This window comes from Nostoc sp. (assembly GCF_041747015.1).
Taxonomy (GTDB): domain Bacteria; phylum Cyanobacteriota; class Cyanobacteriia; order Cyanobacteriales; family Nostocaceae; genus Nostoc.
On record NZ_JBGTFY010000369.1, the window covers coordinates 1 to 25,527 of the forward strand.

Below are 25,527 nucleotides of genomic sequence, written 5' to 3' on the forward strand. Positions count from 1 at the left end.
ACAACAGCTAGATTTTCAGAACTTTAAATATAAATATACCATTGATCCCGCTGAAGCTAAAAAACTAGAGCAAGAGAAAAAACAAGCATTTCCTGATGTGGATTATGCAGTAGTTGAGTATCCTTTAACTCTACTAGAAAAAGGAATTGAAATTGTCGATAGTCCAGGATTGAATGATACAGAAGCACGAAACGAATTATCTTTGGGTTATATAAATAACTGCCACGCAATTTTGTTTGTAATGAGGGCTTCTCAACCTTGTACATTAGGTGAGCGTCGCTATCTAGAAAATTATATTAAAGGTCGAGGATTGACAGTCTTCTTCTTAGTTAATGCTTGGGATCAGGTGCGAGAATCATTGATTGATCCTGACGATGTAGAAGAATTAGAAGCATCTGAGAACAGATTACGGCAAGTATTTAAAGCGAATTTAGCAGAATATTGTTCTGTGGAGGGTCAGGATATTTATGACGAACGTGTGTTCGAGCTTTCGTCAATTCAAGCACTCAGACGACGGTTGAAAAATGCTCAAGCTGATTTAGAGGGAACTGGCTTTCCTAAGTTTATGGGTTCGCTTAATACTTTTCTTACCAGAGAACGTGCGATCGCAGAACTCCGTCAAGTTAGAACTTTAGCAAGACTTGCCTGCAATCATACCCGCGAAGCCGTTGCAAGACGCATACCATTACTTGATCAAGATGTAAATGAATTAAAAAAACGAATTGATTCAGTTGAACCAGAGTTTAACAAACTCACAGGTATTCGAGATGAATTCCAAAAAGAAATTATCAATACCAGAGACACTCAAGCAAGAACGATTTCCGAGTCTTTTCGCAGCTACGTTTTAAACTTAGGTAACACCTTTGAAAACGATTTCTTACGCTATCAACCAGAATTAAATCTGTTTGATTTTCTTAGTAGTGGTAAACGAGAAGCATTTAACATCGCACTGCAAAAAGCCTTTGAGCAATATATCACTGACAAATCTGCTGCTTGGACATTAACTGCTGAAAAGGATATCAATAAAGCTTTTAGAGAACTTTCTCGCAGTGCTGCACAGTATGGCGCGTCTTACAGTCAAGTCACAGACCAAATCACAGAAAAGCTCACCGGACAAAACGTTAAAGTAAATACGACTACCACTGCTGAAGAAGATAACTCTCCCGGATGGGCAAACTGGGCAATGGGATTGTTATCTTTGTCTAGAGGAAATCTTGCTGGTTTCGCACTAGCTGGCGCTGGATTTGATTGGAAAAATATCTTGTTAAACTACTTTACTGTAATTGGTGTTGGCGGGATAATTACAGCAGTGACAGGTATTTTTCTTGGGCCAATCGGGTTTGCAGTGCTAGGTTTGGGAGTGGGATTTTTGCAAGCAGATCAAGCCCGAAAAGAGTTAGTTAAAACAGCTAAAAAAGAGTTAGTTAAACACCTACCCCAAGTAGCACATGAGCAATCTCAGGTTGTATACAATGCAGTGAAAGAGTGTTTTGACTCTTACGAAAGAGAAGTGAGTAAACGGATTAACGATGATATTGTATCGCGCAAATCTGAATTAGATAATCTGCTCAAGCAGAAAGAAACCCGCGAAATTAATCGTGAAAGTGAGTTCAAACGTTTAAAAACCTTACAGGAAGATGTAATAGCTCAGTTGCAAAAAATTGAGGCAGCGTATAGCAATTTATTAGCTTACTATAGCTGATACTTATCATTACTCTCGTTCCCAGCTAGAAGCGGGGAATGTATACCCGGCGGCTCCACCTCCAATAAATGAAGTAAGGCGGTAGCCCCAATTATTTGCATTACCAAACGGAGCCTGGAAACGAGGAGCTATGCAACAACAGTATGAAGTTTATAAGGATTTAGCAGATTCTCTAAAATTTGCATCTGCGTTACTGAATTTAGAACGCAAATCGCAACTGCATCAAGATATAATTACCATTTGCAATCATCTGGTTAATCCTAGCTTTCGGATTGCGGTATTTGGGCCTTTTAATCATGGTAAGTCTACGCTATTGAATGCCATATTAGGGAATCGTACCTTACCAATTGATTTAATTCCCACCACAGGCGCAGCAATTACTGTCAAGTATGGCTCTGAGGTGCGAACTCGCATTATATTGATAGATGGTACAGAAATCGATCGCAGTGGCACAGAAGTTTTAGAGCAATTTGCAATTCTTGATGGCAATAGGCAGATGCGAAAAGATGTAGCATCTGTGGAAGTTTTTTGTCCGCATTCCTTTTTGGAAACAGGTGTAGAACTGCTCGATTTACCGGGAACAAATGATCGAGATGAACAAGATAATTTAGTCCGAGAACAACTTTTAAGTGCAGATTTAGTTATTCAATTATTAGATGCACGTAAATTAATGACTTTGGGTGAACGGGAAAATTTACGAGATTGGCTATTAGATCGCGGTATTAAAACAGTTATATTTGTTGCCAATTTTATGAACTTACTCGAACCCGACGAGCAAAAACAAGTCCAAAATCGTCTGGTGTTTGTTGCGGAAAGCTTTCGAGCCGAATTGCCCCCAGGTTTTAGTAATTTATATCGCGTTGATGCTTTACCTGCTTTAAGAGCCAGATTAAAAGGGGATGTTGCTGCTGCTAATAGTAGTGGGTTAGCGGCTTTTGAAACAGCTTTGCAAAATATTGTGGGGATTTTGCAACCAAATCGTGGTATTGTGCGTTTGCCAAAAGTGCAAGCGATCGCTTCTCAAATTCAATTCTCATTAAAAGCTAAAATTGACCCGATTGCTATTGAAATAAAATCTTTTAATGATAAACAAAATACTAAAATTGAAATTAAACAAAAAGCAGCCAATTTAATTTATAAAGGTTTTGCTACTAGCGTGGGAGAGTTACGCGATTGGCTAGCATTACCCAAGCTACTCACAAAATATCAAGCTGATGCGGCAGTTGCATTGGCAGAAAATAACTTTAAATCTTGGCAAACAAATACTCTTAAAAAAGACCTGACTCAACTGCAATTTGCTGCGGTTAAATGGCTTTATCAAGCTTATGAATTTTTTCAAGAAGAACGACCGCAAGATTTATTAATTCCCTTTCCTAGCGAACCACAAGTAACATTACCCTCAAAGCCAAGCAATACTGATGATTTGAGTGAACCTGGTTCCATCGCTGTTGGTGGTGGTATTGGTTGGTTATTGGGCGGACCGGTAGGTGCTGCTGTAGTTGGAAGTATTTCTTATTTGCTAAACAAGAATATCCAAAAACAAGACGAACAATCAGCAAAGGAATCTTATCATCAGGAAGTTGCTAAACTTTGTATAACTGCAATTGAAGAGTATTTATCTGGCTTTAGCAGTCAAGGATTATTAATTTTGACTGAATATGAACAAAAAGCTGAAAAAGTAATTTGCTTTGAATTCAGTCAAGAACCGCTAGAAATTACTAATAAACGTGAAAGTTTGCAGCAGTTGGAAAACGGTTTTAATAAGTTACTGCAAGAGTTAGAAAAAGTCAAAATTATTTCCAATCATCAATTTTATAAAGAAATACCAAAAGACAGGAATACTAATAGAAAATATTTACCACAACCAGAGAGAGTTCAAACTTACTCACAAAAAGATACTACTAAGAGTACTGAGACAAAAGTAGAATCTGTTTCTCCACCACCGCCAAAAGCTTCTCCCTCTCCACGTCCAGAAGAGGTAGAGGCGAAATTTCGTGATTGGGAACTCAATGAGGAAATAGCGCGAATGAAAGCAGAAATGCGTAGCCCTAAGGCTTGTCGTCAGACATCGCCTGGTTCTCAAACTGGCAAACAGCAAAATAACACTCAAAACAACGAAGCACCCAAACGACCAAAAACCCAGACGGAAAAAGATAAAATTACTCGCGCCTACAGCACTTTAGGATTGCAAGCAAATGCTTCTTTGGCAGAGGTAAAGCAGGCTTATCGAACTTTAGTAAAAAAATGGCATCCAGATTTGTTTGTGAATCAGCCGCAACTACAAAAACAAGCACAAGAGAAAATGTACTTAGTTAATGAAGCTTACACAATTTTGAGTGATAAATAAAAAACAAGATACCCGACTTCTTTAATAAGTTGTGTATCTTTAGATTTCATCCTAATTTCATTTCTGGCTGCAAAGCTAAGAGGTAAATATAGAATTAGGAAACCTTTAGGTGAGATTTATACAACTGCTATCTTTGAAGAATGGCTTTATGGCGTTAACCTTTGCTGCGATCGCCTCAGTCGGTGGGTTAATCACAGCCTGTACTAATACTGCTTCCCAAAACCAAAGTCAAGCCCCAAATGCAACTGCTACCAATAGTAACGACAAGCAGCAGATGATGAACCACGGTAGTGGTATGAATCACAGCATGGCAATGAATTTAGGCCCAGCCGATGCTAATTTTGATTTACGCTTTCTTGACGGAATGACACCGCACCATCAAGGAGCTGTAGAAATGGCCAAAGAAGCGCAGCAGAAATCAAAACGTCCTGAAATCAAAAAACTAGCAGACGATATCATCAAATCACAAAACCAAGAAATCACTCAGATGAAGCAGTGGCGACAAGCTTGGTATGCCAATGCGGGAAATAAACCAATGGCTTATGACAGTAAAATGGGTCAGATGGCGGAGATGTCATCTGACCAAATGAAAACTATGATGATGAATCAGGATTTAGGTGCAGCTGATGCTGAGTTTGATCTACGCTTTATCAATGCAATGATTCCTCACCATGAAGGGGCTGTAACAATGGCACAAGATGCTTTGAGTAAGTCTAAACGCCCTGAAATTAAGCAATTATCTCAAGAAATTATCAAGGCACAAAATACAGAGATTAAGCAAATGCAGCAGTGGCGAAAAACTTGGTACAACAAGTAATTCGTAATTCGTAATGTGGTTTTTGCGTAAGTCCTATAAGTATCTGTGTAAATCGGCAAGTAACCAATATGCATTTGCGGTTGGGAATTTTAGTTATTTCAGGAGCGATGTCTACGATAGTCACTGAGCAGTTCGACAGGCTCACTGTGTCACTTTGCCGTTGGCGTGGTCACTGAGCAGCGCCGTACCCTTCTCCTGTCGGAGACGCTACGCGAACGGGATCTTGCTACGCGTAGCGTCTGTCTGCGACACGCTGCGCGAACGCAGAGAAGTGCAGCCTCTCGTAGAAAAGTGCGGGCTACGCCTACGCAGCCCAATTTCATCCTAATTTCATTTTTTAATGGAAGACTGGGTAGTGAGACCGAACGACAGTATTTTCTCTGCCTCTGTATCCAAAAACTTTTGATAGCGATGTCTAAATCCTATTTCCAAACATTTACAGCTATTCGCTGTGTTTTTGGGGCACTTTTCAACCTTTTGTTACTTGTTAGTCCCGCAGTTGTTTTGGCTCACGGCGGACACGGAAATGAATTTCAAGGAGGAAGTGAAGCAACTGCTAATACTAGCTCTATTCAAGTTGATGCTCAAACAGCCAAACGGCTAGGAATTAAAGTTGAACCTGTCAAACGCCAGCAGCTAGCTGTTGGGATTAAAACTACCGGACAGATTGAAACTCTACCCAGCCAAAAAGCGGAAGTAAATACCCCAATTTCTAAAGCGAAAGTGGTTGAGTTATTGGTGGAACCTGGTGTGATGGTGAAAAAAGGTCAACCAGTTGCTGTTATATCTAGTCCTGATCTGGTGGAACTGCGGGTTAACTCTCAGGAAAAACTTGCTCAAGGTCAGGCTGATTTACAGCAAGCGCAGGCTGATTTAAGGCTAGCTCAACAAAACCGCGATCGCTATCAACAAATAGCCGCAGCCGAAATCGCTCAAGCACAGAGCCAAGTGGCATTTTCTCAAGAAAAGTTTAACAAAGATCAGCAGTTAGCTGATGCTGGCGCTTTACCACGTCGAAATGCTCTTGAATCTGAAACTCAGTTAGCTCAAGCCAAAGCCGACCTCGCCAAAGCCGCCAGTCGTCGGGACGTTATCCAGGCAGAAAATCAGCTAAAACGCGCTGATTCAGCCGTTCAGGTAGCAAAGTCTCGTATCCAACTAAGTAATAGCATTTATCAAACTCGGCTTGCTCAATTGGGAACCCGCCCCAATGCTCAAGGACTTGTTACTGTGATATCTCCAATTTCCGGCAAAGTTGCTGATAGAGAAGCTACCCTCGGTCAATCATTCGAGGATGCGGGTGGGAAGTTGATGACAATTATCAATGACAGTCGCGTTTTTGCGACAGCGAATATTTATGAAAAAGATTTGAATCAGGTAAGAAGTGGTCAACAGTTAAGGGTCAAAGTTGCTTCCATACCTAACCGTACTTTCGTCGGACGAATTACCCGAATTGGCTCTGTGGTGGAAGGAGAAACGCAAGTTGTACCAGTGCAAGCTGAACTGGAGAATTCTGGTGGAGTGCTAAAACCAGGAATGTTTGCAGAGTTAGAAGTCCTGACAAACCAAACATCATCAGCCATATTAGCAATTAAGAGCGCGGCTGTAGTTGAAGCAAATGGCAAAAAACAGGTTTATGTCCAAAATGGCAACGCCTATCAGCCTGTTGAGGTTACTTTAGGTGAAACCTCTGGGGATATGGTTGAGGTCAAAACTGGCTTATTTGAGGAGGATTTGATCGTAACTGTGCGATCGCCTCAGCTTTATGCTCAGTCTTTGCGTGGTGATACTAAGCCAAAACTAGACGAACACCCGGAAACTCCTATACAGGCTACAAAAGAGCCAGTACCACTGTGGCTGCTGGGAGCAGGGGGAGGAGCAACATTAGTTGCGATCGCTTTTATGGCCGGTGCTTTTTGGTCTAGTCGTCGTACCAATCAACTTCAACTAGCCAGTTCTGTACAAGTAGATGCATCGCCAGAATGGGTTAATAACCACCGTGCGGCGAGTGAGGATTCAGAAATCAAGATTCAGAAATAATCATGCTGAGTGCAATTATTAAATGGGCGATCGCCCGCCGTTGGTTAGTTATCCTGGGTACAATTGTCATAACGCTTTGGATATTTCGGACAATTATCCAAATGCCGTTGGATGTTTTCCCTACCTTTGCACCACCCCAAGTTGAAATTCAAACTGAAGCACCAGGACTAGCACCAGAAGAAGTTGAATCTTTAGTAACTTTACCAATTGAAAGTGCCATTAACAGTACTCCAGGAATCACAGCAGTCCGTTCTTCTAGTGCGTCGGGAGTTTCGGTTGTCAAAGTAATTTTTAACTGGGGAAGCGATATTTATCAAGCTCGCCAATTGGTAACAGAGCGATTACAACAGAGTTCTAGTAAGCTTCCTGAAGGAGTGGAAACGCCACAAATTTCCCCCACCAGTTCCCCCATCGGTACTGTACTGCAATACGCCTTCACTTCCCAAAATACTCCTTTGATGGAAGTGCGGCGCATTGTCGATTGGCAAGTAAAAAATCGTCTTTTAGCGGTTCCAGGTGTTAGTCAGGTTATAGCTTATGGTGGCGATACTCGCCAATATCAAGTATTAATTGACCCAGAGAAGTTGCAAGCTTTTAATGTCACTTTAGAAGATGTGCAAAAGGCTGTATCTGCTGCCAATGTTAATGCACCAGGTGGCTATTTAATTACCCCTGATCGAGAAAAATTAATTCGAGGGATTGGACGGATTGAATCTATTGAAGAATTACAACAGTCAGTAATTACTGCCCGCAACGGTACACCTGTAAACATATCCGATGTCGCTGATGTCCAAATTGGTGCAGCTATCAAACGGGGTGATGGCAGTTTTAACGGTCAAAAGGCAATTATTGTGATGATTAATAAACAGCCCGAAGCCGATACTCCTACTGTTACTCGTGCCATAGAAGAGGCGATATCGGAAGTAAAAGCTGGCTTACCCAAAGATATTAATATTACCCCTACCTTCCGTCAAGAAAACTATATTGATTCTTCCATTGACAATGTTAGAGAAGCTTTAATTGAAGGCAGTATTATTGTAGCACTTATCCTCATTCCGTTTTTGATGAATTGGCGTAACCTAGCTATTTGTCTAACTGCCTTGCCCTTATCGTTACTAATAGGAGTACTATTACTCAATTGGCTAGGACAAGGTTTAAATACCATGACCTTGGGAGGGTTAGCAGTAGCAATAGGTTCAGCCGTTGATGATGCAATTGTCGATGCCGAAAACGTCTATCGTAACCTCAGAGAAAACAAATACTCTTCCAATCCGCGCCCAGTTTTAGATGTGGTATTTGACGGTTGCCAAGAGGTACGCGATTCGGTATTTGGAGCCACCATAATTACCATAGTTGTCTTCTCTCCAGTTTTTGCTTTGGGTGGTGTAGAAGGTAGTATTTTTATCCCAATGGGATTAGGCTATATGGCGGCAGTTATCGCTTCTAGTATCACAGCATTGACGGTGACTCCGGCATTATGTGCAATCTTATTACCTTACGGTAACTTACCAGAAACCGAGCCTTGGATAGCAAGATTTTTTAAGAGGCTTTATCATCCCCTGTTAACATTTTCTCTGCGGCATTCTGGAATTATTTTAATCTTAGCTGCTGCTAGTTTAGTAGCATCTGCTGTGATTACTCCCTCCTTTGGAAGAGTGTTTTTACCAGAATTTCAAGAACAAACTTTGGTGAATACCCTGACTCTCTATCCTGGGGTATCTTTGGAAACTACCAATGCTGCCGGAGAAGCAATTCAAGACGCGTTAAAGGGAGACTCTAGATTTCCTTACGTGCAGTTGCGTTCTGGACGTGCGCCTGGTGATGCAGATGCAGCAGGGGTGAATTTGGGACATTTGGATATCGAGTTGAGCAAAGCGGGGATGGAAGATAGGGAGGCGAGTATTAAAAAGCTGCGGGAAGAATTTGCTAAATTACCAGGAGTAGCACCGAATATTGGTGGTTTTATTTCTCACCGGATGGATGAGGTTTTATCGGGTGTGAGAAGTGCGATCGCTGTCAAAATTTTCGGTTCAGAATTAGAACAACTCCGCATCATTGGGAGCCAAGTAAATGAAGTGATGAAAACCGTTAATGGGATTGTTGATTTACAACTTGAGCCTCAAGTACCAGTTGAACAGATACAAATTAAGTTCAATCGCAAAGCTGCTTCTAGATATGGTTTGACAGTAGGAAAACTTGCCGAAATTATTGAAACTGCCCTCAATGGAAAAGTAGTTTCCCAAGTTTTGGAAAAACAACAAACTTTCGACTTAGTTATATGGTTAAAACCAGATGCACGTCAAAGTCTGGATACCATTGGCAATTTATTAGTTGATACTCCCAACGGTCAAAAAATTCCTTTATCACAAGTTGCTACAATTAACAATAGTACAGGACCCAACACTATCAACAGAGAAAATGTTTCCCGCTTGATTGTTGTTTCTGCTAACGCTAGCGGTAGAGATTTGCGCTCTATTGTGAATGAAATTCGAGACAAAGTTAACCAACAAGTGCATCCACCTGCTGATTACTATATTCAATATGCAGGGCAATTTGAGGCGCAAGAACGAGCCACTCAGAATATCTTAATTTCGAGTGCGATCGCCTTTGTCGTCATTACAGTAATTATGTATCTTTCAGTCAAATCTATCTCTTCTACCTTCATGATTATGATTAACTTACCTTTAGCGTTGGTAGGAGGAGTATTTTCAGTAGCTTTGACAGATAGTGTAATTTCTATTGCTTCCTTAGTTGGCTTTATTACTCTATTTGGAGTTGCCACTCGTAATGGTTTGCTACTGGTAGATAATTACAATACCAAATTTGCTGAAGGGATGCCTCTTAAAGAAGTGCTGATTCAAGGCTCAATGGAACGGCTCAACGCCATTTTGATGACAGCTTTTACCTCTGCTTTAGGATTAGCACCATTAGTATTTGAGAGTGGCCCTGGTAAAGAAATTTTGCAACCCCTTTCGATAGTAGTGTTGGGTGGATTGTTTACCTCTACAGCATTAACACTGTTAGTTATCCCAGCTTTATATGCTCAATTTAGGAAGTTTTTGATTCCTAAAAATACTAGATCAGTACAAAACATTGATGTAGCCATAACTACAGTATAATAATTGGTTTTTTATATTTGTTTATGTCTCAGTTATTTAGGTTTTTTATGCGGAGTAAATCAATGATTTCACTAAAATCAAGCTTGATTGTTATAGGAAGTCTAGGGCTGCTTTTTTTGGGAGCTTGTAGTAATAGTAATCAACCAGCTAATACCGAAAAAAGTCCAGCTATTTCTACTTCAAGTGCCAATTCTCCAACTTCGCCTGCTGCCAAAACATCTCAACATAAGAGTGAATCTAAAGGAGGTCAAGTTGTAGAAACAGGAGCCTATCATCTAGAGTTTGTCCCTGAGAAAGAAGCTAATGGAACTCACATGGATTTTTACTTACAAAAAGGGGACAATCACGAAGCAATATCTAATGCCAAAGTCAAGGCTCAAGTTCAAACACCTGATGGAAGCCAGAAAACTTTAAATCTTACTTATGATCAAGAAGGCAAACACTATACTATTTTACTTCCAGAAAAGTCTTCTGGTCAATATCAAGTGAAGATGCTTGTGGATGTTGACGGCAAAAAAGTAGACGGTCGTTTTAGTTTTAATAAGTAAATTTGTAAGCAATTCTCAGACAGGGCTATTTCATTCTCATTTAATCCGCCCCAGAATGAATTCTGAGTCTAATAGCGAAAGTCGTCTAAAGACGACTAAGAAAAGGTTATAAGCTGTCGGACATTTAAATTGCATATCCTGGGCGGGCAAGATGCCCACCCCACAAGAGTTATGTTTAATTCGATTATGCAAATTAAATGTTTTTTAGCTTAGTCCGTTTTAACGGACTTTAACTATTAGCCCGGAACTTCAGTTCTGGGCGGTTTATGTCTACAACGAAATAGCTCTGCATTCTCAGAGGATGTCTTAAAAGTCTTGGGCGAATATAATTAGCTACTACATAAGCGAAATCTACCTGTGTGGAATAACGAAAAAATAAAATGTTTTAACTTGCCCTGCTTAGACAGCTTTTGTACCCTCCGGGAAGCAAGCTAAGTACAGCCGTGATTTCCAATCGTCAGCTATTTTTTCCAAAGTAAAACGCACCCAAATTTCATCTTGATTTCATCTATCTCTGTCAAGCTATTTAATAGCAGATTCATTTCAAAAAATGAGTTTGAGACTAGATTAACAAGATTGATTTATTAGAGTTTGAAATGATGAAAAAATTCAGTTTTACAACTACGGTTAGTTTGATACTTACAGCTTCATTTTCTGCTGTTTATGCAAGTCAGATACCAGATACTAAGAGTTTTGCTCATATTCTTAGCACAGTGCAATTTCCCCAAACTAAATGGGGAACTGTTCGACATAGTTTCAAATTGGAAATTCCTCAAAATAGCAGCGATCTTACCCAGATAACTATCGATATCCCACCTGGCTTAAGTGTAAAAAATGATTTCAATATTTCCGACCAATCTGGTCGAGGAATTCAAGCAAATACCACTGTTAACGGTAGCAAGATTACGATCGCTTTCGCCCAACTTGTTGCCCCTGCAAATATACTCGATATTGATATGAATAAGGTAAACAGAAGGGGAACTTCAAATGCTTGGCTCTACCGAGTTTCTGCTAAATTTATTGGTAGTGATGCAGAAATTCCCGTTGGTGTAGCCCAGTTTCGGATCTACTAATCTACAGTTTTTGATGGCAAATTATAGATTTTTAACCCTTGAGGAGGTGAAGGTGCTTCTCAGGATATCAATTTAGGAGATACAGTGCGAATCGTTGGCGGAAAATGATATGAAAGTCCTGCTAGTCGAAGATGAACCAGATTTGGGTTCGGCAATTAAGCATACCTTAAACCTGGAAAAGTATGTAGTTGACTGGGTTTTAGATGGTGATGAGGCATGGGATTATCTAGAAAACCAGTGGATGCAGTACACCCTAGCTATTATCGACTGGATGTTGCCAGGATTGTCTGGGTTAGAACTGTGTAGTCGGCTACGAACACGACGTAATCCTCTGCCAGTTTTGATGCTTACAGCTAAAGATAGGATGGAAGATAAAGTTGCTGGGTTGGATGCAGGTGCTGATGATTATTTAGTGAAGCCGTTTGGTATGGCGGAATTGTTGGCGCGGTTGCGTGCTTTACAGAGGCGATCGCCTCAATTTCAATCGAAGGAATTAACTGTTGGCAACCTGACTCTCGATTACGGTAACAGTATGGTTGTCAGTCAGAACCATCAGGGGGATAAACAGGTTATTCCTTTAACTAATAAAGAATTTCAGCTATTAGAGTATTTTATGAAGCACCCGCACCAAATTGTCACAACTGAACAGATTCGCAATCAGCTTTGGGAGGTGAATGCAGAACCAGTTAGTAATGTGGTGGCGGCTCAAATACGTTTGCTGCGCCGCAGATTAGCTAATAGTGGTTGTGGGAACCCCATTGAAACTATGCATGGTGTGGGATATCGTCTTCATCTCACCGATGAAAGTTCCCATTCTTAAGAGTGTCACTGCATTAGTTCTCACTACAATCCAAGTGTATCTCTCAATGCTCGGTCAATATTTGCTGTTGGTAGTGAGCCAATTACTTGATAAATTGCAGAGAGTGTAATTGTTGCCAAGTTATCAGCCATTACTACTGAATCTGTTAACAGCCCTGATTGTTGTCCTTCTGGGGAACTTAGTAGTATGGTGACACGGCTAGGATGTGCTGCTCGAAACATCTGGCTGGTAATCATAGCAACGATAACTTGGGGCAAACCTGTCTGTAAATTATCTGCTTGCACAATCAGAGCAGGTCGTGTTTTGGCAGTAGTCAGGTTAGAATTTGGAAATAGTACCAGAGCAACATCACCTCGCTTAAAGCTTTGTTTTGGCTGCGTCATAGTTGTCGTAGATACTCATTTCCGGGCTATCCCAATCATCTGCAAAGGTTGCTAGATGCGATCGCAAAATCTTAACCTGCGCTTCGTTAATGCCTTGAGAAGCTAGGTCAATTTCATCTGACCTCATAAAAGTCACAATCACTCGTGTTCCTTCATGTACATCGGTAGGTTGTTCAGTGAGTTCCACCCGACCATTACGATATGTTCCTTCAACACTAGTCAACATTTTTAACCTCGCTGCTTATGAATAGTTAAATAGTATGGCTTCTGGCAACAATTTTCTTCTGATTAAAGATATTTAGTCATATTTCTATCAAATCGTTATTTGCTTTTCTGATTTGCTGCCTTTGTGCTTCTAAACCTCTTAAGCTTTTCAAGATATCTTTTCCTTTTTCAAATTTAATATCTAATTTGAGCAACCGACGACATTGATGCATCTTTAAATGCTGTCGATTAGGAATTTTTAACTCACCTTGATTTGTAGCAATAATTCCAGTAATTTCGTATGAATTTTTGCCAATATAATGCTTTTCCTTTTTCTTGTTACTGCGTAATCCGTAGCGATGAAACTGCTTTCTTACCTGCCAAATTAACTCACTTGGAATATGATCACCTGAGATTGTAACATCATCTATGTAGATAGTCAGAGTGCAATTTGCCAGATCAACAATTTCGTTGATTGCTTCCCACATGCCTATATGTGCAAAGTAAGAGAGCATAGGACTTGATGGGCTTCCAGTTGGCAGATGATCTTTGAAAGTTGAGAGCTTGGTTAAAATGTAAGCGACATCTGAAGAGCATTTCATCTGTTTACGGAAGAACCAGTCAATACGCTTGGCTGGTGTAGAAGGAAAGTATTTTTCTATGTCAAGGCTCTTTACTTCTGTGGCATTTACATGAGCTTTAGCATTACTGATGTAAGAACGCCCTTTCGCAGGAGCATGTATGTAGTTTGGAACCTTAATTCGCTTCAGAAGCTCTTCAATCCGCTTTTGTACACGTTTTAGGTCTTGTCTTGGCTTTTCAAAACGACGGCTTTTTCCTCTCTTTGGATCGAATATGTCCGACTCTATATACAAATGCTCTGTGTTAGTAAGCAATTTAAGCTTAATTTGACTAACACGCAAGAGCTTTGCAAGTTTTGCTTTAGATTTCAAACAGTAAAAAGGCGACTGGTCTAATTCGTATCTTGCATATTTACTCTTCTGCATAAGAACGACCAGACTTTTCAGCAATGAAGTTAAGAATGGCAAGAATCTTAGAGGATACGAATGTCCTTAACTTCTCTGTTTTTATATCTTTATTTAAGCTTTCCGAAAAAAACATGATCGAGGATGCTGGTATATCAAAAAACTCTGAGTATCGGTTCAGCAACTCAAGTGTTGGAGTCTTTTTCCCTGACTCAATTTCCGAGAGATATGACTTGGATATCCCTAGTTTTTCTGCAAGCTCTTTCTGTGTTAGGTCATAGAATACTCTCATCAATCTTAGAGCTTCACTTAGCATGTCTAACCTCCCTTGGCTAGAGGTTTTTAAGGTTTCTATAGAAGATTTAGCAGTCTAGTTCTGCCAAAACTCAATTAGCCACTCCAATAACTTGAAGATGACCGGACCGAGTTGAAATAGCAGACGGAGCGTTTCAGGTTTGCGGAGCCATATCAGCCACTGCTTATATTTACGCTTTTTAGACTGCTTCTGCCGTTTGTCAGATTCTGGATGATCCATCGGAGACATCTCCTTGTAGTAGGGTGTTTGCACTTACTTACAGTGATGTAAATAAGCGTTGCCGCAAACAAACCCGGAGAACGGCAGTTTTAATTCCCCCCTATACTTGCCGCAGCTAACTAGCTTAGGCTACGCTGGTATGCTGGGTTGCATCAGTGGTACTTCTTCTTTAGTTATTACCCTATGTAGGCTCACATAGATACTCACAATTACTTGTATTTACGTATGCTTTCTAAAGTGTTTTTCCACTATTTTTTTCAGCAAACACGGTAGAAGATGCTTTATCATCTCCCTCAGATCGAAATAACGATCCAATGAGTTGCAACTGTCTCCTTTAACCTGACTGAACTCAGTGTAACACAGTTTTATAAAACTTTATTCGCTAATAGCAAACTTTTTTTTTAAATTAGTATCCTAGTGCATCGCACTAGGATACAGACAGGATAATCTACCTAAACGTCTTCCTCCACAGGTTCAAGCGGCTGCCAATGATGTTTTGTTATGAATCAAAATAAACTCTTTAACCTAACCCGCATTCGTTTGGCTCTGTGGTATGCGCTTGTCATGGCTGTAATTTTAAGCTTGTGTGGATTCGGCGTTTACCAAGCTGTGTCCCATGCCCATTGGGTAACATTAGACCGAGAACTGGAATCTGTCGCTGGAACGATACACGACAGTATTGAACTGAAACTCAAGCAACCCGGACGCCTTGAACCAGTCGTACAGCAGCTTTTACCAAATATTTGTGTAATTGGGGAAAGATGCATTCAACAGCAGTCAAGTTCTAAACGGCATATTCTCAGCGCAATCCATCAAGGCTACTATTATGTACGTTTTTTTGATAATTCAGAACGCTTGATTGCGATCGCAGGTTATCATCCAGAGGGAATTTCCCTAGTCTTTAATAAGGAACTTTGGCAAACTCTCAAAGACAGCAAAGGCAATCCATACCACCAAATTTCCTTTGTACTACACACTCAAGACAATCGTGATTGGGGATACATCCAAATAGGGCGCAGTCTGGAAGATTTCAATAGTTATCTAGATGCTGTAAAATTAATTTTAGCCGTGGGATTGCCTACAACGATGATTGTGGTTAGCGTTGCTAGTTGGTGGTTAGCAGGATTAGCGATGCAACCTATCTATCAATCCTATAGACAAATCCAACAATTTACCGCAGATGTAGCACATGAGTTGCGAACACCTTTAGCTGCGACACAAGCAACGGTGGAATCAGCGTTGTTGATGCCGAAATTGGATGAAATCGAAGCACAGGAGATTTTACAAACTATACACCGTCAGAATCAGCGACTTACTACTTTAGTTGTAGATTTGCTCCTTTTGGCTCGCCTAGATCGGCAACCTCTGCCATTACGACATGAATGTTGCTTGAATGATATTGTCAGCGACTTAATAGAGGAATTTGCAGCGATCGCCTTTTCTGCCAAAGTAACGCTGATATCTGCAATCCGGCTAAACGAACCTCTAAATATCGTAGGCGATTCTGAGCAGCTTTATCGTCTGGTTTCTAATTTAATTATCAATGCAATTCAATACACGCCACAATTCGGAAAGGTGACTGTTGTCTTAGAGCGCAGTGAGAATTATGCTGTGATTCAGGTTCAAGATACAGGTATTGGTATTCCCCACCAGGAACTGACTCGGATTTTTGATCGCTTTTACCGGGTGAATAGCGATCGCTCTCGTAAAACCGGTGGCTCTGGATTAGGATTAGCGATCGCTAAAGCAATTATTCAGGCACACCAAGGTAGTTTAAACGTGCAAAGTCAGTTAGGTAAAGGTAGCACTTTTACTATTCAATTACCCTTCGATGTCACGCCAATTTCCCAATTTAAATTGCTGTATCGTCGCCAGCCTAAATTTAAATAAAATTTTATTACCAAACTTTACTCATATTCAAAATAAACCCAGGCAATACCAACTCGCCGCTAACACTAGCAGGATTATCTAAACACTCTTCTGGCAATCCAGGACGATAAATATAAACTTTACGCTGTTTACGGTCAATCAACCAGCCTAACTTTATTCCTGGCTCATTCATATATTCCTCCATTTTTTCCTTCAAAGTTTGGAGGTTGTCGCTAGGAGATTTGAGTTCGACTACAAAATCTGGACAAATGGGTGCAAATCTTTTCTGTTGTTCTGCTGAAAGAGCATTCCACCGTTCTAGTTTAATCCAGGAAGCATCTGGAGAGCGTTCTGCACCTGTTGATAGCTTAAATCCGGTACTAGAGCTAAAAGTTATACCTGTACCATCTTGTTCTGACCACACCCACAACGGCCCAAATATATTACCTTCTCGGTTTCCTGTCTCTGAACCAGTAGGAGGCATAATTACCAATTCTCCAAATTTATTTCGCTCAATGCGTAAATCACGATTCACCTGACAGAAATCAAAAAATTGTTCGTCTGTCATTTGCATTGATGACGGAATTTGCAAAACCAAAGCAGATGAAAACATCGGGATTTCCTCCAGGTTCGGATGCCTAGCCTACTGACTATATTCTCACGCAAAGAAACAAAGACGCAAAGTTATATCTTGGCGTCTTTGCTTTTTTATCGGAAATCATTTTCAGATTTATATCATGTCTGCTTGATTGCTTATTAAACCCGAAGAACCCCACCCCGCCAAAGCTATGCTTTGTCTCCCCTCCCCGCAAGCGGGGAGGGGTTGGGGGTGGGGTTCTTTTATTATGGGTAATCTGGCGGACATGATATTACTTATTAGGCTGAGGAGTTAGCCGCAGATAGGGTTTAACGTCCTTGTAGCCTTTGGGGAATTTCTCTTTGAGTACTTCTGGATCTTTCAGTGAGGGGACAATTACAACATCCTCGCCATCTTTCCAGTCAGCTGGTGTCGCCACACTGTAATTATCAGTCAATTGCAGAGAATCAATTACCCGCAAAAGTTCATCAAAGTTGCGTCCCGTGCTGGGGGGATATGTGAAAGTGAGACGGAGTTTCTTATTGGGGTCAATTACGAAAACCGATCGCACTGTCACAGATGCATTAGCATTCGGGTGGATCATGTCGTAAAGCTCAGAAACCTTGCGATCGGCATCTGCCAAAATTGGGTAGTTGAGGGTGGTGCTTTGAGTTTCTTCGATGTCTCCTACCCAGCCTTTGTGGGATTCAACATCATCAACACTAAGTGCGATCGCTTTGACATTGCGCTTGTCAAATTCTGGTTTGAGCTTGGCAACTGTGCCTAATTCTGTTGTGCAAACAGGTGTAAAATCAGCAGGGTGAGAAAACAGCACAACCCAGCTGTCACCTGCCCATTCATAAAAATCAATATCGCCGTGTGTGGAGGCTTGAGTAAAGTTGGGTACTGTGTCACCTAGACGGAGAGCCATTTGAGATTCCCTGTAATTAGAAGAAAATTCGGTGTTATACTTTGCCATCATGACATAAAACCCCGATTTCCCAATCGGACTTTAGCTGTTTGAAACAAAATTTTAACAAAACAGAATTCAGGAGTCAGGAGTCAGAATTTAGAAGTCAGAATTCTTCTTCAAATTTTTAAGTTGTTATCACCTCTCTAAATAGAAAGTCATAGAACTGCTTTTCCTGGTCATCCGCAAAGTCCAAAAAAACAAAAATTATTTACAAGTATCCTCTAAAAACAAAAAACCCGCCGTAGCGGGGTTACACAACAAACTATGAACAATGAAAACTTGATTTAGCTGGAATACCTCATCTCAGCTTCTAATTGACGAATCAGATGTTCGTCGCCTTTTGCTCTCGCTACTTGCAAGCGATGCTCTAGGCTTTTTTGAATATTCTCTCTGTGAGCTTCTTGTGCTTTTCTGGCACTTTGCAGTCTACTTTGATTCATAGTGATTACCCTTTTTAATTTTTCGCTTTATGTCTGGTGTTCTTAACATAACACATATTTTGTAGCTGTTGCTACAGAAATTTATGACTTTATAGAGATTTTAACCAAAGTATGTCTACCAAACAAATAGATCAACAACCACTCCTAACTTTGTTGAGCGATTTTGGCGATCGCGATGTGTATGTGAGCGTGATGAAGGGAGTCATAGCCCAAATCAACCCCAGACTCACAGTAGTAGACTTAACACACCAAATTCCGCCGCAAAATATTGCCGCCGCCCGGTTTTGCCTAATGAGCGCTTACCTCTATTTCCCAGTTGGGACAGTGCATATTGCGGTGGTAGATCCGGGTGTGGGAAGTAAGCGACGGGCGATCGCAGTAGAATTTGCTCAAGGGTTTCTAGTTGGGCCAGATAATGGCATATTTAGTGGGATACTGAGTCAAAGTCCGGCGATGTCTACGACGGGCTACGCCTACGCAGTAGTCGAACTTACAAACCCCGATTATTGGCGAACTCCTCAACCAAGCAGGACTTTTCACGGTAGAGATATCTTTGCATCGGTGGGAGCTAATCTTGCCAGTGGTGTCTCTCTCAAACAGCTAGGACAAGAGATTAATCCAGCAAGTTTAGTAAAAATGGATATAGGCGAATGCAAGCAGACAAAAACTGGTGTAGTGGGTTGCATTCAATATATTGACCACTTTGGCAACTTAGTGAGCAACATTCCAGGGAGTTACGTCCAAGGCAAAACTTGGTATGTACAAACTGCTGGGTTGACTATACCAGGCTGTGAAACTTACAGTAATGTCAAGATTGGAGAGATAATAGCTTTAGTTGGTAGTCACGGTTGGGTAGAGATTGCCGTCAATAGCAGCAATGCCAACTCACAGCTGCAAATCAAATTGGAAGATGTTTTAGTCGTTATTAATCATTGAAGTCTAATCAGTTGCCCTGACTCGCTAATTTAATTAAATAGTAACCAGTACCCGTGATCTTTAATTGGTTTATATTCCCTACTTCTCTAAGAAATTGCGAATCTTGTTGTTCAAAGCCCATTAGTTATTAGACTAGGTACTAGAGCATCGATTCAGTAATTAACGAAGTAACCACCCTCTGCTAGGCTACTGTGTAGACACAAGTGATCAATGACCCAAAATCCTTGGAAAACCTCACCTTGTCCCTACTAGGATAGAAGTTAGGGGAAAAGTTATCCTAAAATAACTGAATTGGTATTCTAAAAACAACTTCTTACTCATAATTGTTTACCTATGACTACGCAAACACTATCTGCATCAGAATCTTATCAAGGTCAGTTTGGGGAATTTACCATTACTCAGAGCGATCGCATTGGTGTAATTATCTACCGCGCTGGCTTAATGGTAGCCGCACTTAGTTTTGCCATCGGTAGCGCTTTAGTTTTGCTCAACAATAATCCAACTGTGGTAACTGCACTAACGCCTTTATATGCTTGTTTTAGTCTCGCTCTCGGTGTAAGTCTATTTACGATTCATATCTACATGGCCTCACTGCACCGATTGTTGCAAGTTTTTTGGGCGATCGGTAGTATATCATCAGCACTCCTGGTACTGTTTAGTAGTGAATCTTTGGCTATTACAGTTTATAATCAGCCTCTAACCTTATTCGGAGTTGGTTTTATCTTCGTTGCTTTGACAGGAATTTATTTTAAAGAGGCTTTTTGCTTCAATCGCCTAGAAACCAAAGTATTAACCCTAACAGTACCGCTACTGTTGTTGGGACATTTGGTGGGAATTGTACCAACTCAGGGAGAAAGTATTTTATTAGGAATTTGGGCGATATTATTTTTGGTCTTTGCCCTGCGAAAGACAGTGCAAGCAATTCCTGCTGATATTGGAGATAAGTCTGTATTTACTTACTTAAAAGAACAACGTTTAGCTAAGGTTTAATGCAGACAAAAAATCGCCGGCGTAAAAAATTCCCAACAATCAAACTAATAAAACGCCAAGAAATGTGGACAATAACAGCTCAAGGGTGGGCGATCGCGATCGCTTTGATTGCTTATTTAATGTTTTTCATTATTACTCATTTACACTCATTTCTCGCCGTAACTTCCCCGATCAAATCAGCAGAAGTATTAATTGTTGAAGGATGGCTGCCAGATTATGCTATAGAAGAAGCTTTGACTGAATTTAAAAAAGGTTCTTATCGTCAAATAATTACTACGGGAGGCACATTAGGAAAAGGAACTTATCTTACCGGATATAAGAACTTTGCAGACGTATCAGCCGCCACCTTCATAAAACTCGGTTTAGAATCAGAAAAGGTGGTGGCTGTTCCAACACCTTTTGTAGTTAAGGATCGTAGTTATGCATCTGCTGCCGAATTTCATCGCTGGCTATCCAATTCAAATTTGAAGATAGAAGCAATTAATATTTTTTCCTTGGATGTTCATGCCCGTAGGAGTTGGTTTCTTTTTAAAAAAATACTTACTCCTCAGATCAAAGTTGGTGTGATTGCTGCCGAAACGCAAGATTACGATCCAAGTAAATGGTGGGGTTCTAGCCAAGGCGTGCGGGAAATTATTGATGAAACCATCGCTTATATTTATGCCCGGTTTTTGAGTTGGAAAGGCTAAGAGTGTTGAAGAAGAATTCAGAAGTCAGAATTCAGGAGTCAGAATCAAGACGCTCTCTACGAGACGCTGCGCGAACGCAGACTCGCTAACGCTTCGCTATCAGTCGGGGATTCAGACCCACGACTAAATTGTTGCACCACCAAATTTTCTTGTTTTGTGGGGGTCTTAAACCCATTTATTCAGACGCTCTCTACGAGACGCTAAAAGCGTAGCTTGCTTCTCTGTAAGAGTACGCGGACTCGCTAACGCTCCGCTATCCGCCAGTCGTACAGAAAACATTGCTGAATTCTGACTCCTGACTCCTGAATTCTGTTTCGATAATTTGTAATTTCCGGCTTCTCAAAGAAGTCGGGGATTTATAGGAGCAATCCGATTTTGTCAGGTGATTATTAAGATTAAGTCCATTGTCGAGAGTTGTTCAATTTCAATAATAGCCCAAAACTCAAGGCAGCTAAACTAAAAAATCCAAAGGTAGGTTCAGGAATCGATTTTGCAACTACAAAGGGTTGAGTTTCAGAAGAAGTGATATAGTTGGTGAAAAAAGGCTTGCCAATGTAATTAAGATAAGGTAAGCCAACAATATTAGCAGTGTACTCATCTAAATTTTCAGAAGTTGAGAAAGCTAATTTAGAATTACTATAGTTAAATCCAAAAGTCCTTAAAGTAGATACACCCAACCATCTCTCTTGCGGAACTTGGGAATTACCAGAAAATGTCAAATCAAATGTATTTAACTCAGTTGTATAAATGAACCCATCATTATTTTGATCGACGCCAGAAAATGAACCAGACAAGATACCTCCCCCTTCCCAACCTGATTGTGTAAAGGCGTAGTCCAGAGATGCAGCTTGTACTTGCTTAACTGAGCTTCCTAGCAAGCTGAAAATACTGATAGTAGTTGTAAATGCTATTTTTTGGAACCAGCTCATAGTTTTATGTCAGAGAATTGTTGAAGAATTTTTGATATTGAAAAAGAGAAATTACTTGCTCAAAGCTAGCTAGATTACTTGTTATAATCTGACTGTCTAAGAATCAATGCCAACTCTGAGCTAATAACATTATTAACAGTATTTGTTATTCACCCAAAGGCGCTCCTTCACGACGTGGGTCAGCACCACTAAATAGCCCCTGATTAGTGAGTACAATTCCGGTGGAACCACTGGTTAATTGGATAACGCTGACTGTATGACCCTTAGCTTCTAAGGCAGATTTGAGGTTGGCAACATCTGTATCTGCTTCTAGTTCAGTTGGACCATTACGACTACCAAAATTTGGCAAAGATAGCGATCGCTGAATGTCTAATCCCCAGTCCAGATGGCCTACTATTGCCTTAGCGACATAATTAATGATTTGCGGTCCACCAGCCGAACCAATTACCATTATTAGCTTGCCATTGCCATCAAAAACCATCATTGGAGCCATTGAGCTTCTAGGACGTTTTTTGGCTTCTATGCGATTAGCAACAGGCTTTCCTTCTGATGTCGGTAAAAAAGAGAAATCTGTCAGTTGGTTGTTAAGTAAGAAGCCTCGTACCATTAATCTAGAGCCGAAGGCATCTTCAATGCTAGTAGTCATTGAAACAGCGTTACCTGCCGCATCGACAATTGAAACATGACTTGTAGAGGGGAAATCCTTAGATTGATCTTTACCCCAGCGACGTGCTTGCTGTAACAATGGATTGCCTGCTTGGGCTTGACCGATTTAACGTTCAGGATTGATTAGTGCTGCCCGTAATTTCAAGTAATTAGGGTTAATTAATTCTTTGATTGGTACTGGCACAAAATCTGTGTCAGCTATATACAAATTTCTGTCAGCATAGGCTAAACGTCCAGCTTCAGAAAATAAATGGACTGCTTCTACCGAAGCTGGCTTTAAAGCTGCCAAATTAAATTGTTGAAGAATACCTAGAATTTGCAGTACGGTTAAACCACCAGAACTTGGAGGCCCCATGCCGCAAACTTTGTAAATTCGATAAGTGCCACAAACTGGCGATCGCAATTTAGCTTGATATTGCCTTAAATCATCGGTGGTTAAGTCACCTGGTACAGCTGCTTGCGCCACCTTAGCTACTATGTCTTTAGCAATATTTCCTTGATAAAAGGCATTAGCGCCTCCTTTGGCAATCTGACGCAATACCTCTGCCAGAGACTTATTGACTAATCTTGTACCAACTGGCTTGGGTGTACCATCGGATTGATAGAAATAGCTCTTAGCTGGCTCGTTGCGAGATAAATATTGATCCCTACTTAGCAGAGTGTACAAACGTGGTGAAAGTGGAAAGCCTTGTTCAGACAGTTGGATAGCTCCTTGAAACAGTTCAGACCAAGGTAACTTACCATATTTTTTGTGTGCTAACTCTAGCATTCGTAATACCCCAGGCACACCTACAGATTTACCTCCGACAACAGCATCATAAAACTGTAATGGTGTGCCATTGGCATCAAGAAAGCGATCTGGTTTAGCCGCAGCCGGCGCAGTTTCTCGACCGTCATAAGTGACCAACCTCTTCGTTTGGGCATCGTAGTGAACAAGGAAAGCACCACCACCAATACCTGAAGATTGAGGCTCTACCAACGTCAGTACCATTTGGACTGCAATAGCAGCGTCGATCGCACTACCTCCACGACGTAGAACATCGCGTCCTACTGCTGATGCTAGTGGGTTTGCAGCTACTACCACATACTTATTTGTCCGAACAACTTCACGCTCAACTCGACCACTTCCGCCCTCTGGTGGAGGAGGGTTTTGGGCTTTGCCTATAATAGCTGGCAAGAGGGTAGCACTGAGTGTAAGCGGGAGCAAACAAGCATTTAACGCAATCTTATATGCTGTATTCAATGCAACTCTCCGAATTTAAATACTTTATTTATCGTCAATGCTGGAATTGGCAGAAAATCTGATATTAACTCTAGTAATATCTAGAATTTTGCTCGTTGATTTCTTGTTTAGATTAACTTACAAGCATCAACTTACAGCATATTAATAGGCTAGTCAACTATGAATTATGCGAAATATGCCAACTTTTCAAAATTTGGACTGAGGATTTTATTTCGCCTCGACATCAACAGCCAAACCTAAATTTGGGAATACTCAATTTAGTGGCTTGAGGATGAAACTGTGGTAGAAGAAGGTGCATATTGGCTAGCTTGGGCGCAAATTTCTGGAATTGGGCCGGTATTACTGCGACGACTGCAACAGCATTTTGGCACGCTGGCAACAGCTTGGAACGCTAGCAAGGTACAGTTGGGAGAAGTAGAGGGTTTTGGTTTTCAGACGCTAGAAAAAGTAGTACAACAGCGATCGCGTTTACACCCAGAACAACTATTCACCAAGCATCAGCAGGAAAACTCTCATTTTTGGACACCAGCAGATGCAGATTATCCCCGCTTACTGCTGGAAACTCCAAGTCCGCCGCCGATTTTATACTATCGTGGTGAAGTCGAACTCCAAGAAAATCTCGGACAAAAACCGATGGTTGGGATTGTCGGAACCCGCCAACCTTCAGAATACGGTATCCGTTGGACTCGCCAAATTAGTACAGCTTTAGCTAAAAATGGTTTTACAGTTGTTTCTGGTATGGCAGAGGGAATTGACACAGAAAGCCACATCGCCGCCATGAAAGCAGGTGGACGCACGATCGCAGTTTTAGGGACTGGTGTAGATGTCATCTATCCACATAAAAATCGAGATTTGTACAAGCAAATTTTGACAGCTGGGTTAGTCATGAGTGAGTACCCCACAAAAACCCCACCCGATCGCACCCACTTCCCCCGACGCAACCGAATTATTGCAGGTTTAAGCCGCGCCATTCTGGTAATGGAAGCGCCCTTAAAATCTGGTGCTTTAATAACAGCTACCTACGCGAATGAGTTTGGTAGAGATGTCTATGCATTACCTGGAAGACTGGACGATCATCCATCCCAAGGATGTTTAAAGTTACTGAGTCAAGGAGCTTCTTACATTCTCAAGGAATTAGATGAACTATTAACTATGTTAGGAGCAATACCACAAATTGATAGAGTCGAGGCTTCCACAGCATCAGAAGAGTTAAGTTTGTCAACTTTATCGCCAGAATTGCAAATCGTAATGAATGCGTTTTCTTGTGATGCTTTACCCTTCGATTTGATTGTCCAACAAACGGGTATGTCTGCTGGTTCAGTTTCCGGTGCTTTGTTACAGTTGGAACTTATGGATTTAGTTTCGCAACTCCCAGGAATGCGGTATCAAAAAAGTTAAGAGACAACAGCATAGTTTAGCTTTTAGCTAGATCAGCAGAAGCCCCACACTCACTAGACGGAGTGTGGGATGAATGCGCGGGAGTGGTGAGATATAGTAATTAATGTATTTTGGCGGTAGCCAAAACACATTAATTACTATGTCGAACCATGACCCATATTGATTATATTTATCTCAAGAAACATGGTATTATATGTAAGTACGAAGAAAGCCGAAAATGCTGCTCGTACACTGAACCTTCTC

The 25,527-nt window shown here is 40.9% G+C and carries 22 protein-coding genes and 1 pseudogene; 13 read left to right on the plus strand and 10 right to left on the minus strand.

Features of this window, described 5'->3' with window-relative positions:
• From ACEW80_RS29230 to rppA, 8 genes are all read left to right on the plus strand, one after another.
• Positions 1 to 1,702: dynamin family protein (locus tag ACEW80_RS29230; protein ID WP_373529964.1), on the plus strand; the 1,702-nt coding region annotated here is incomplete at its 5' end.
• A gap of 130 nt (positions 1,703 to 1,832) precedes the next feature.
• Positions 1,833 to 4,049, plus strand: a complete 2,217-nt coding sequence (locus ACEW80_RS29235) for a dynamin family protein (RefSeq protein ID WP_373529965.1) — start codon at positions 1,833 to 1,835, stop codon at positions 4,047 to 4,049.
• Between the two features lie 148 nt (positions 4,050 to 4,197).
• Entirely contained in the window at positions 4,198 to 4,866 is a 669-nt protein-coding gene (locus ACEW80_RS29240; RefSeq protein ID WP_373529966.1) for a DUF305 domain-containing protein, read from the plus strand.
• A gap of 411 nt (positions 4,867 to 5,277) precedes the next feature.
• Entirely contained in the window at positions 5,278 to 6,906 is a 1,629-nt protein-coding gene (locus ACEW80_RS29245; protein ID WP_373529967.1) for an efflux RND transporter periplasmic adaptor subunit, read from the plus strand.
• Positions 6,907 to 6,908: 2 nt separating this feature from the next.
• Positions 6,909 to 10,025 (plus strand): efflux RND transporter permease subunit, encoded by a 3,117-nt coding sequence (locus tag ACEW80_RS29250; RefSeq protein ID WP_373529968.1) that lies wholly within the window; start codon positions 6,909 to 6,911, stop codon positions 10,023 to 10,025.
• Positions 10,026 to 10,087: 62 nt separating this feature from the next.
• Positions 10,088 to 10,573 carry a hypothetical protein gene (locus ACEW80_RS29255; protein ID WP_373529969.1) on the plus strand — a complete coding sequence of 162 codons (486 nt, stop codon included), beginning with the start codon at positions 10,088 to 10,090 and terminating at the stop codon, positions 10,571 to 10,573.
• 596 nt (positions 10,574 to 11,169) lie between these two features.
• Positions 11,170 to 11,646 carry a hypothetical protein gene (locus ACEW80_RS29260; protein WP_373529970.1) on the plus strand — a complete coding sequence of 159 codons (477 nt, stop codon included), beginning with the start codon at positions 11,170 to 11,172 and terminating at the stop codon, positions 11,644 to 11,646.
• A 109-nt stretch (positions 11,647 to 11,755) separates the two neighbouring features.
• Complete coding sequence (gene rppA / locus ACEW80_RS29265) at positions 11,756 to 12,466, plus strand: two-component system response regulator RppA (RefSeq protein WP_373529971.1); 711 nt, start codon at positions 11,756 to 11,758, stop codon at positions 12,464 to 12,466.
• Positions 12,467 to 12,489: 23 nt separating this feature from the next.
• Here rppA and ACEW80_RS29270 read toward each other — a convergent pair whose 3' ends face one another.
• The 5 genes from ACEW80_RS29270 to ACEW80_RS29290 all read right to left on the minus strand — a co-directional run bounded on the left by ACEW80_RS29270 (position 12,490) and on the right by ACEW80_RS29290 (position 14,574).
• Entirely contained in the window at positions 12,490 to 12,849 is a 360-nt protein-coding gene (locus ACEW80_RS29270) for a type II toxin-antitoxin system PemK/MazF family toxin (RefSeq protein WP_373529972.1), read from the minus strand.
• Positions 12,824 to 13,075 (minus strand): hypothetical protein, encoded by a 252-nt coding sequence (locus ACEW80_RS29275; RefSeq protein WP_373529973.1) that lies wholly within the window; start codon positions 13,073 to 13,075, stop codon positions 12,824 to 12,826. Before ACEW80_RS29275 ends, ACEW80_RS29270 begins: the two co-directional genes overlap by 26 nt.
• A 76-nt stretch (positions 13,076 to 13,151) precedes the next feature.
• Positions 13,152 to 14,060, minus strand: coding sequence for a reverse transcriptase family protein (locus tag ACEW80_RS29280; RefSeq protein ID WP_373529974.1), 909 nt, complete (start codon positions 14,058 to 14,060; stop codon positions 13,152 to 13,154).
• Positions 14,047 to 14,355 carry a helix-turn-helix transcriptional regulator gene (locus ACEW80_RS29285; protein WP_373529975.1) on the minus strand — a complete coding sequence of 103 codons (309 nt, stop codon included), beginning with the start codon at positions 14,353 to 14,355 and terminating at the stop codon, positions 14,047 to 14,049. The genes ACEW80_RS29280 and ACEW80_RS29285 overlap by 14 nt, the downstream gene beginning before the upstream one ends.
• A gap of 54 nt (positions 14,356 to 14,409) precedes the next feature.
• Complete coding sequence (locus tag ACEW80_RS29290) at positions 14,410 to 14,574, minus strand: hypothetical protein (RefSeq protein WP_373529976.1); 165 nt, start codon at positions 14,572 to 14,574, stop codon at positions 14,410 to 14,412.
• Between the two features lie 501 nt (positions 14,575 to 15,075).
• Between ACEW80_RS29290 and rppB the strand changes: the two genes are divergently transcribed.
• Positions 15,076 to 16,464, plus strand: coding sequence for a two-component system sensor histidine kinase RppB (gene rppB / locus ACEW80_RS29295; protein ID WP_373529977.1), 1,389 nt, complete (start codon positions 15,076 to 15,078; stop codon positions 16,462 to 16,464).
• A gap of 7 nt (positions 16,465 to 16,471) precedes the next feature.
• Here the strand turns inward: rppB and ACEW80_RS29300 are convergent, their stop codons facing one another.
• From ACEW80_RS29300 to ACEW80_RS29310, 3 genes are all read right to left on the minus strand, one after another.
• Positions 16,472 to 17,056: a Uma2 family endonuclease gene (locus ACEW80_RS29300; RefSeq protein WP_373529978.1), complete on the minus strand. Its 585-nt coding sequence runs from the start codon at positions 17,054 to 17,056 to the stop codon at positions 16,472 to 16,474.
• 256 nt (positions 17,057 to 17,312) lie between these two features.
• Entirely contained in the window at positions 17,313 to 17,951 is a 639-nt protein-coding gene (locus tag ACEW80_RS29305) for a peroxiredoxin (RefSeq protein ID WP_373529979.1), read from the minus strand.
• Positions 17,952 to 18,277: 326 nt separating this feature from the next.
• On the minus strand, positions 18,278 to 18,433 hold the full coding sequence (locus ACEW80_RS29310; protein ID WP_373529980.1) for a hypothetical protein: 156 nt from the start codon (positions 18,431 to 18,433) through the stop codon (positions 18,278 to 18,280).
• Between the two features lie 111 nt (positions 18,434 to 18,544).
• Here ACEW80_RS29310 and ACEW80_RS29315 point away from each other — a divergent pair, with 111 nt between their 5' ends.
• The 3 genes from ACEW80_RS29315 to ACEW80_RS29325 all read left to right on the plus strand — a co-directional run bounded on the left by ACEW80_RS29315 (position 18,545) and on the right by ACEW80_RS29325 (position 21,048).
• Positions 18,545 to 19,369 (plus strand): S-adenosyl-l-methionine hydroxide adenosyltransferase family protein, encoded by an 825-nt coding sequence (locus tag ACEW80_RS29315; RefSeq protein WP_373529981.1) that lies wholly within the window; start codon positions 18,545 to 18,547, stop codon positions 19,367 to 19,369.
• 333 nt (positions 19,370 to 19,702) lie between these two features.
• A complete protein-coding gene (locus ACEW80_RS29320; protein ID WP_373529982.1) occupies positions 19,703 to 20,359 on the plus strand; it encodes a DUF2301 domain-containing membrane protein in 657 nt (218 codons plus the stop codon).
• Positions 20,359 to 21,048: a YdcF family protein gene (locus ACEW80_RS29325; protein WP_373529983.1), complete on the plus strand. Its 690-nt coding sequence runs from the start codon at positions 20,359 to 20,361 to the stop codon at positions 21,046 to 21,048. Before ACEW80_RS29320 ends, ACEW80_RS29325 begins: the two co-directional genes overlap by 1 nt.
• A gap of 395 nt (positions 21,049 to 21,443) precedes the next feature.
• Here ACEW80_RS29325 and ACEW80_RS29330 read toward each other — a convergent pair whose 3' ends face one another.
• Together ACEW80_RS29330 and ggt are read right to left on the minus strand one after the other, a co-directional pair.
• Positions 21,444 to 21,977, minus strand: a complete 534-nt coding sequence (locus ACEW80_RS29330) for a hypothetical protein (protein WP_373529984.1) — start codon at positions 21,975 to 21,977, stop codon at positions 21,444 to 21,446.
• 145 nt (positions 21,978 to 22,122) lie between these two features.
• A pseudogene (gene ggt, locus ACEW80_RS29335) lies at positions 22,123 to 23,727 on the minus strand (gamma-glutamyltransferase).
• 438 nt (positions 23,728 to 24,165) lie between these two features.
• On the opposite strand from ggt, the gene dprA reads away from it, so the two are divergent.
• Entirely contained in the window at positions 24,166 to 25,284 is a 1,119-nt protein-coding gene (gene dprA / locus ACEW80_RS29340; protein ID WP_373529985.1) for a DNA-processing protein DprA, read from the plus strand.
• Positions 25,285 to 25,527: the final 243 nt, after the last annotated feature.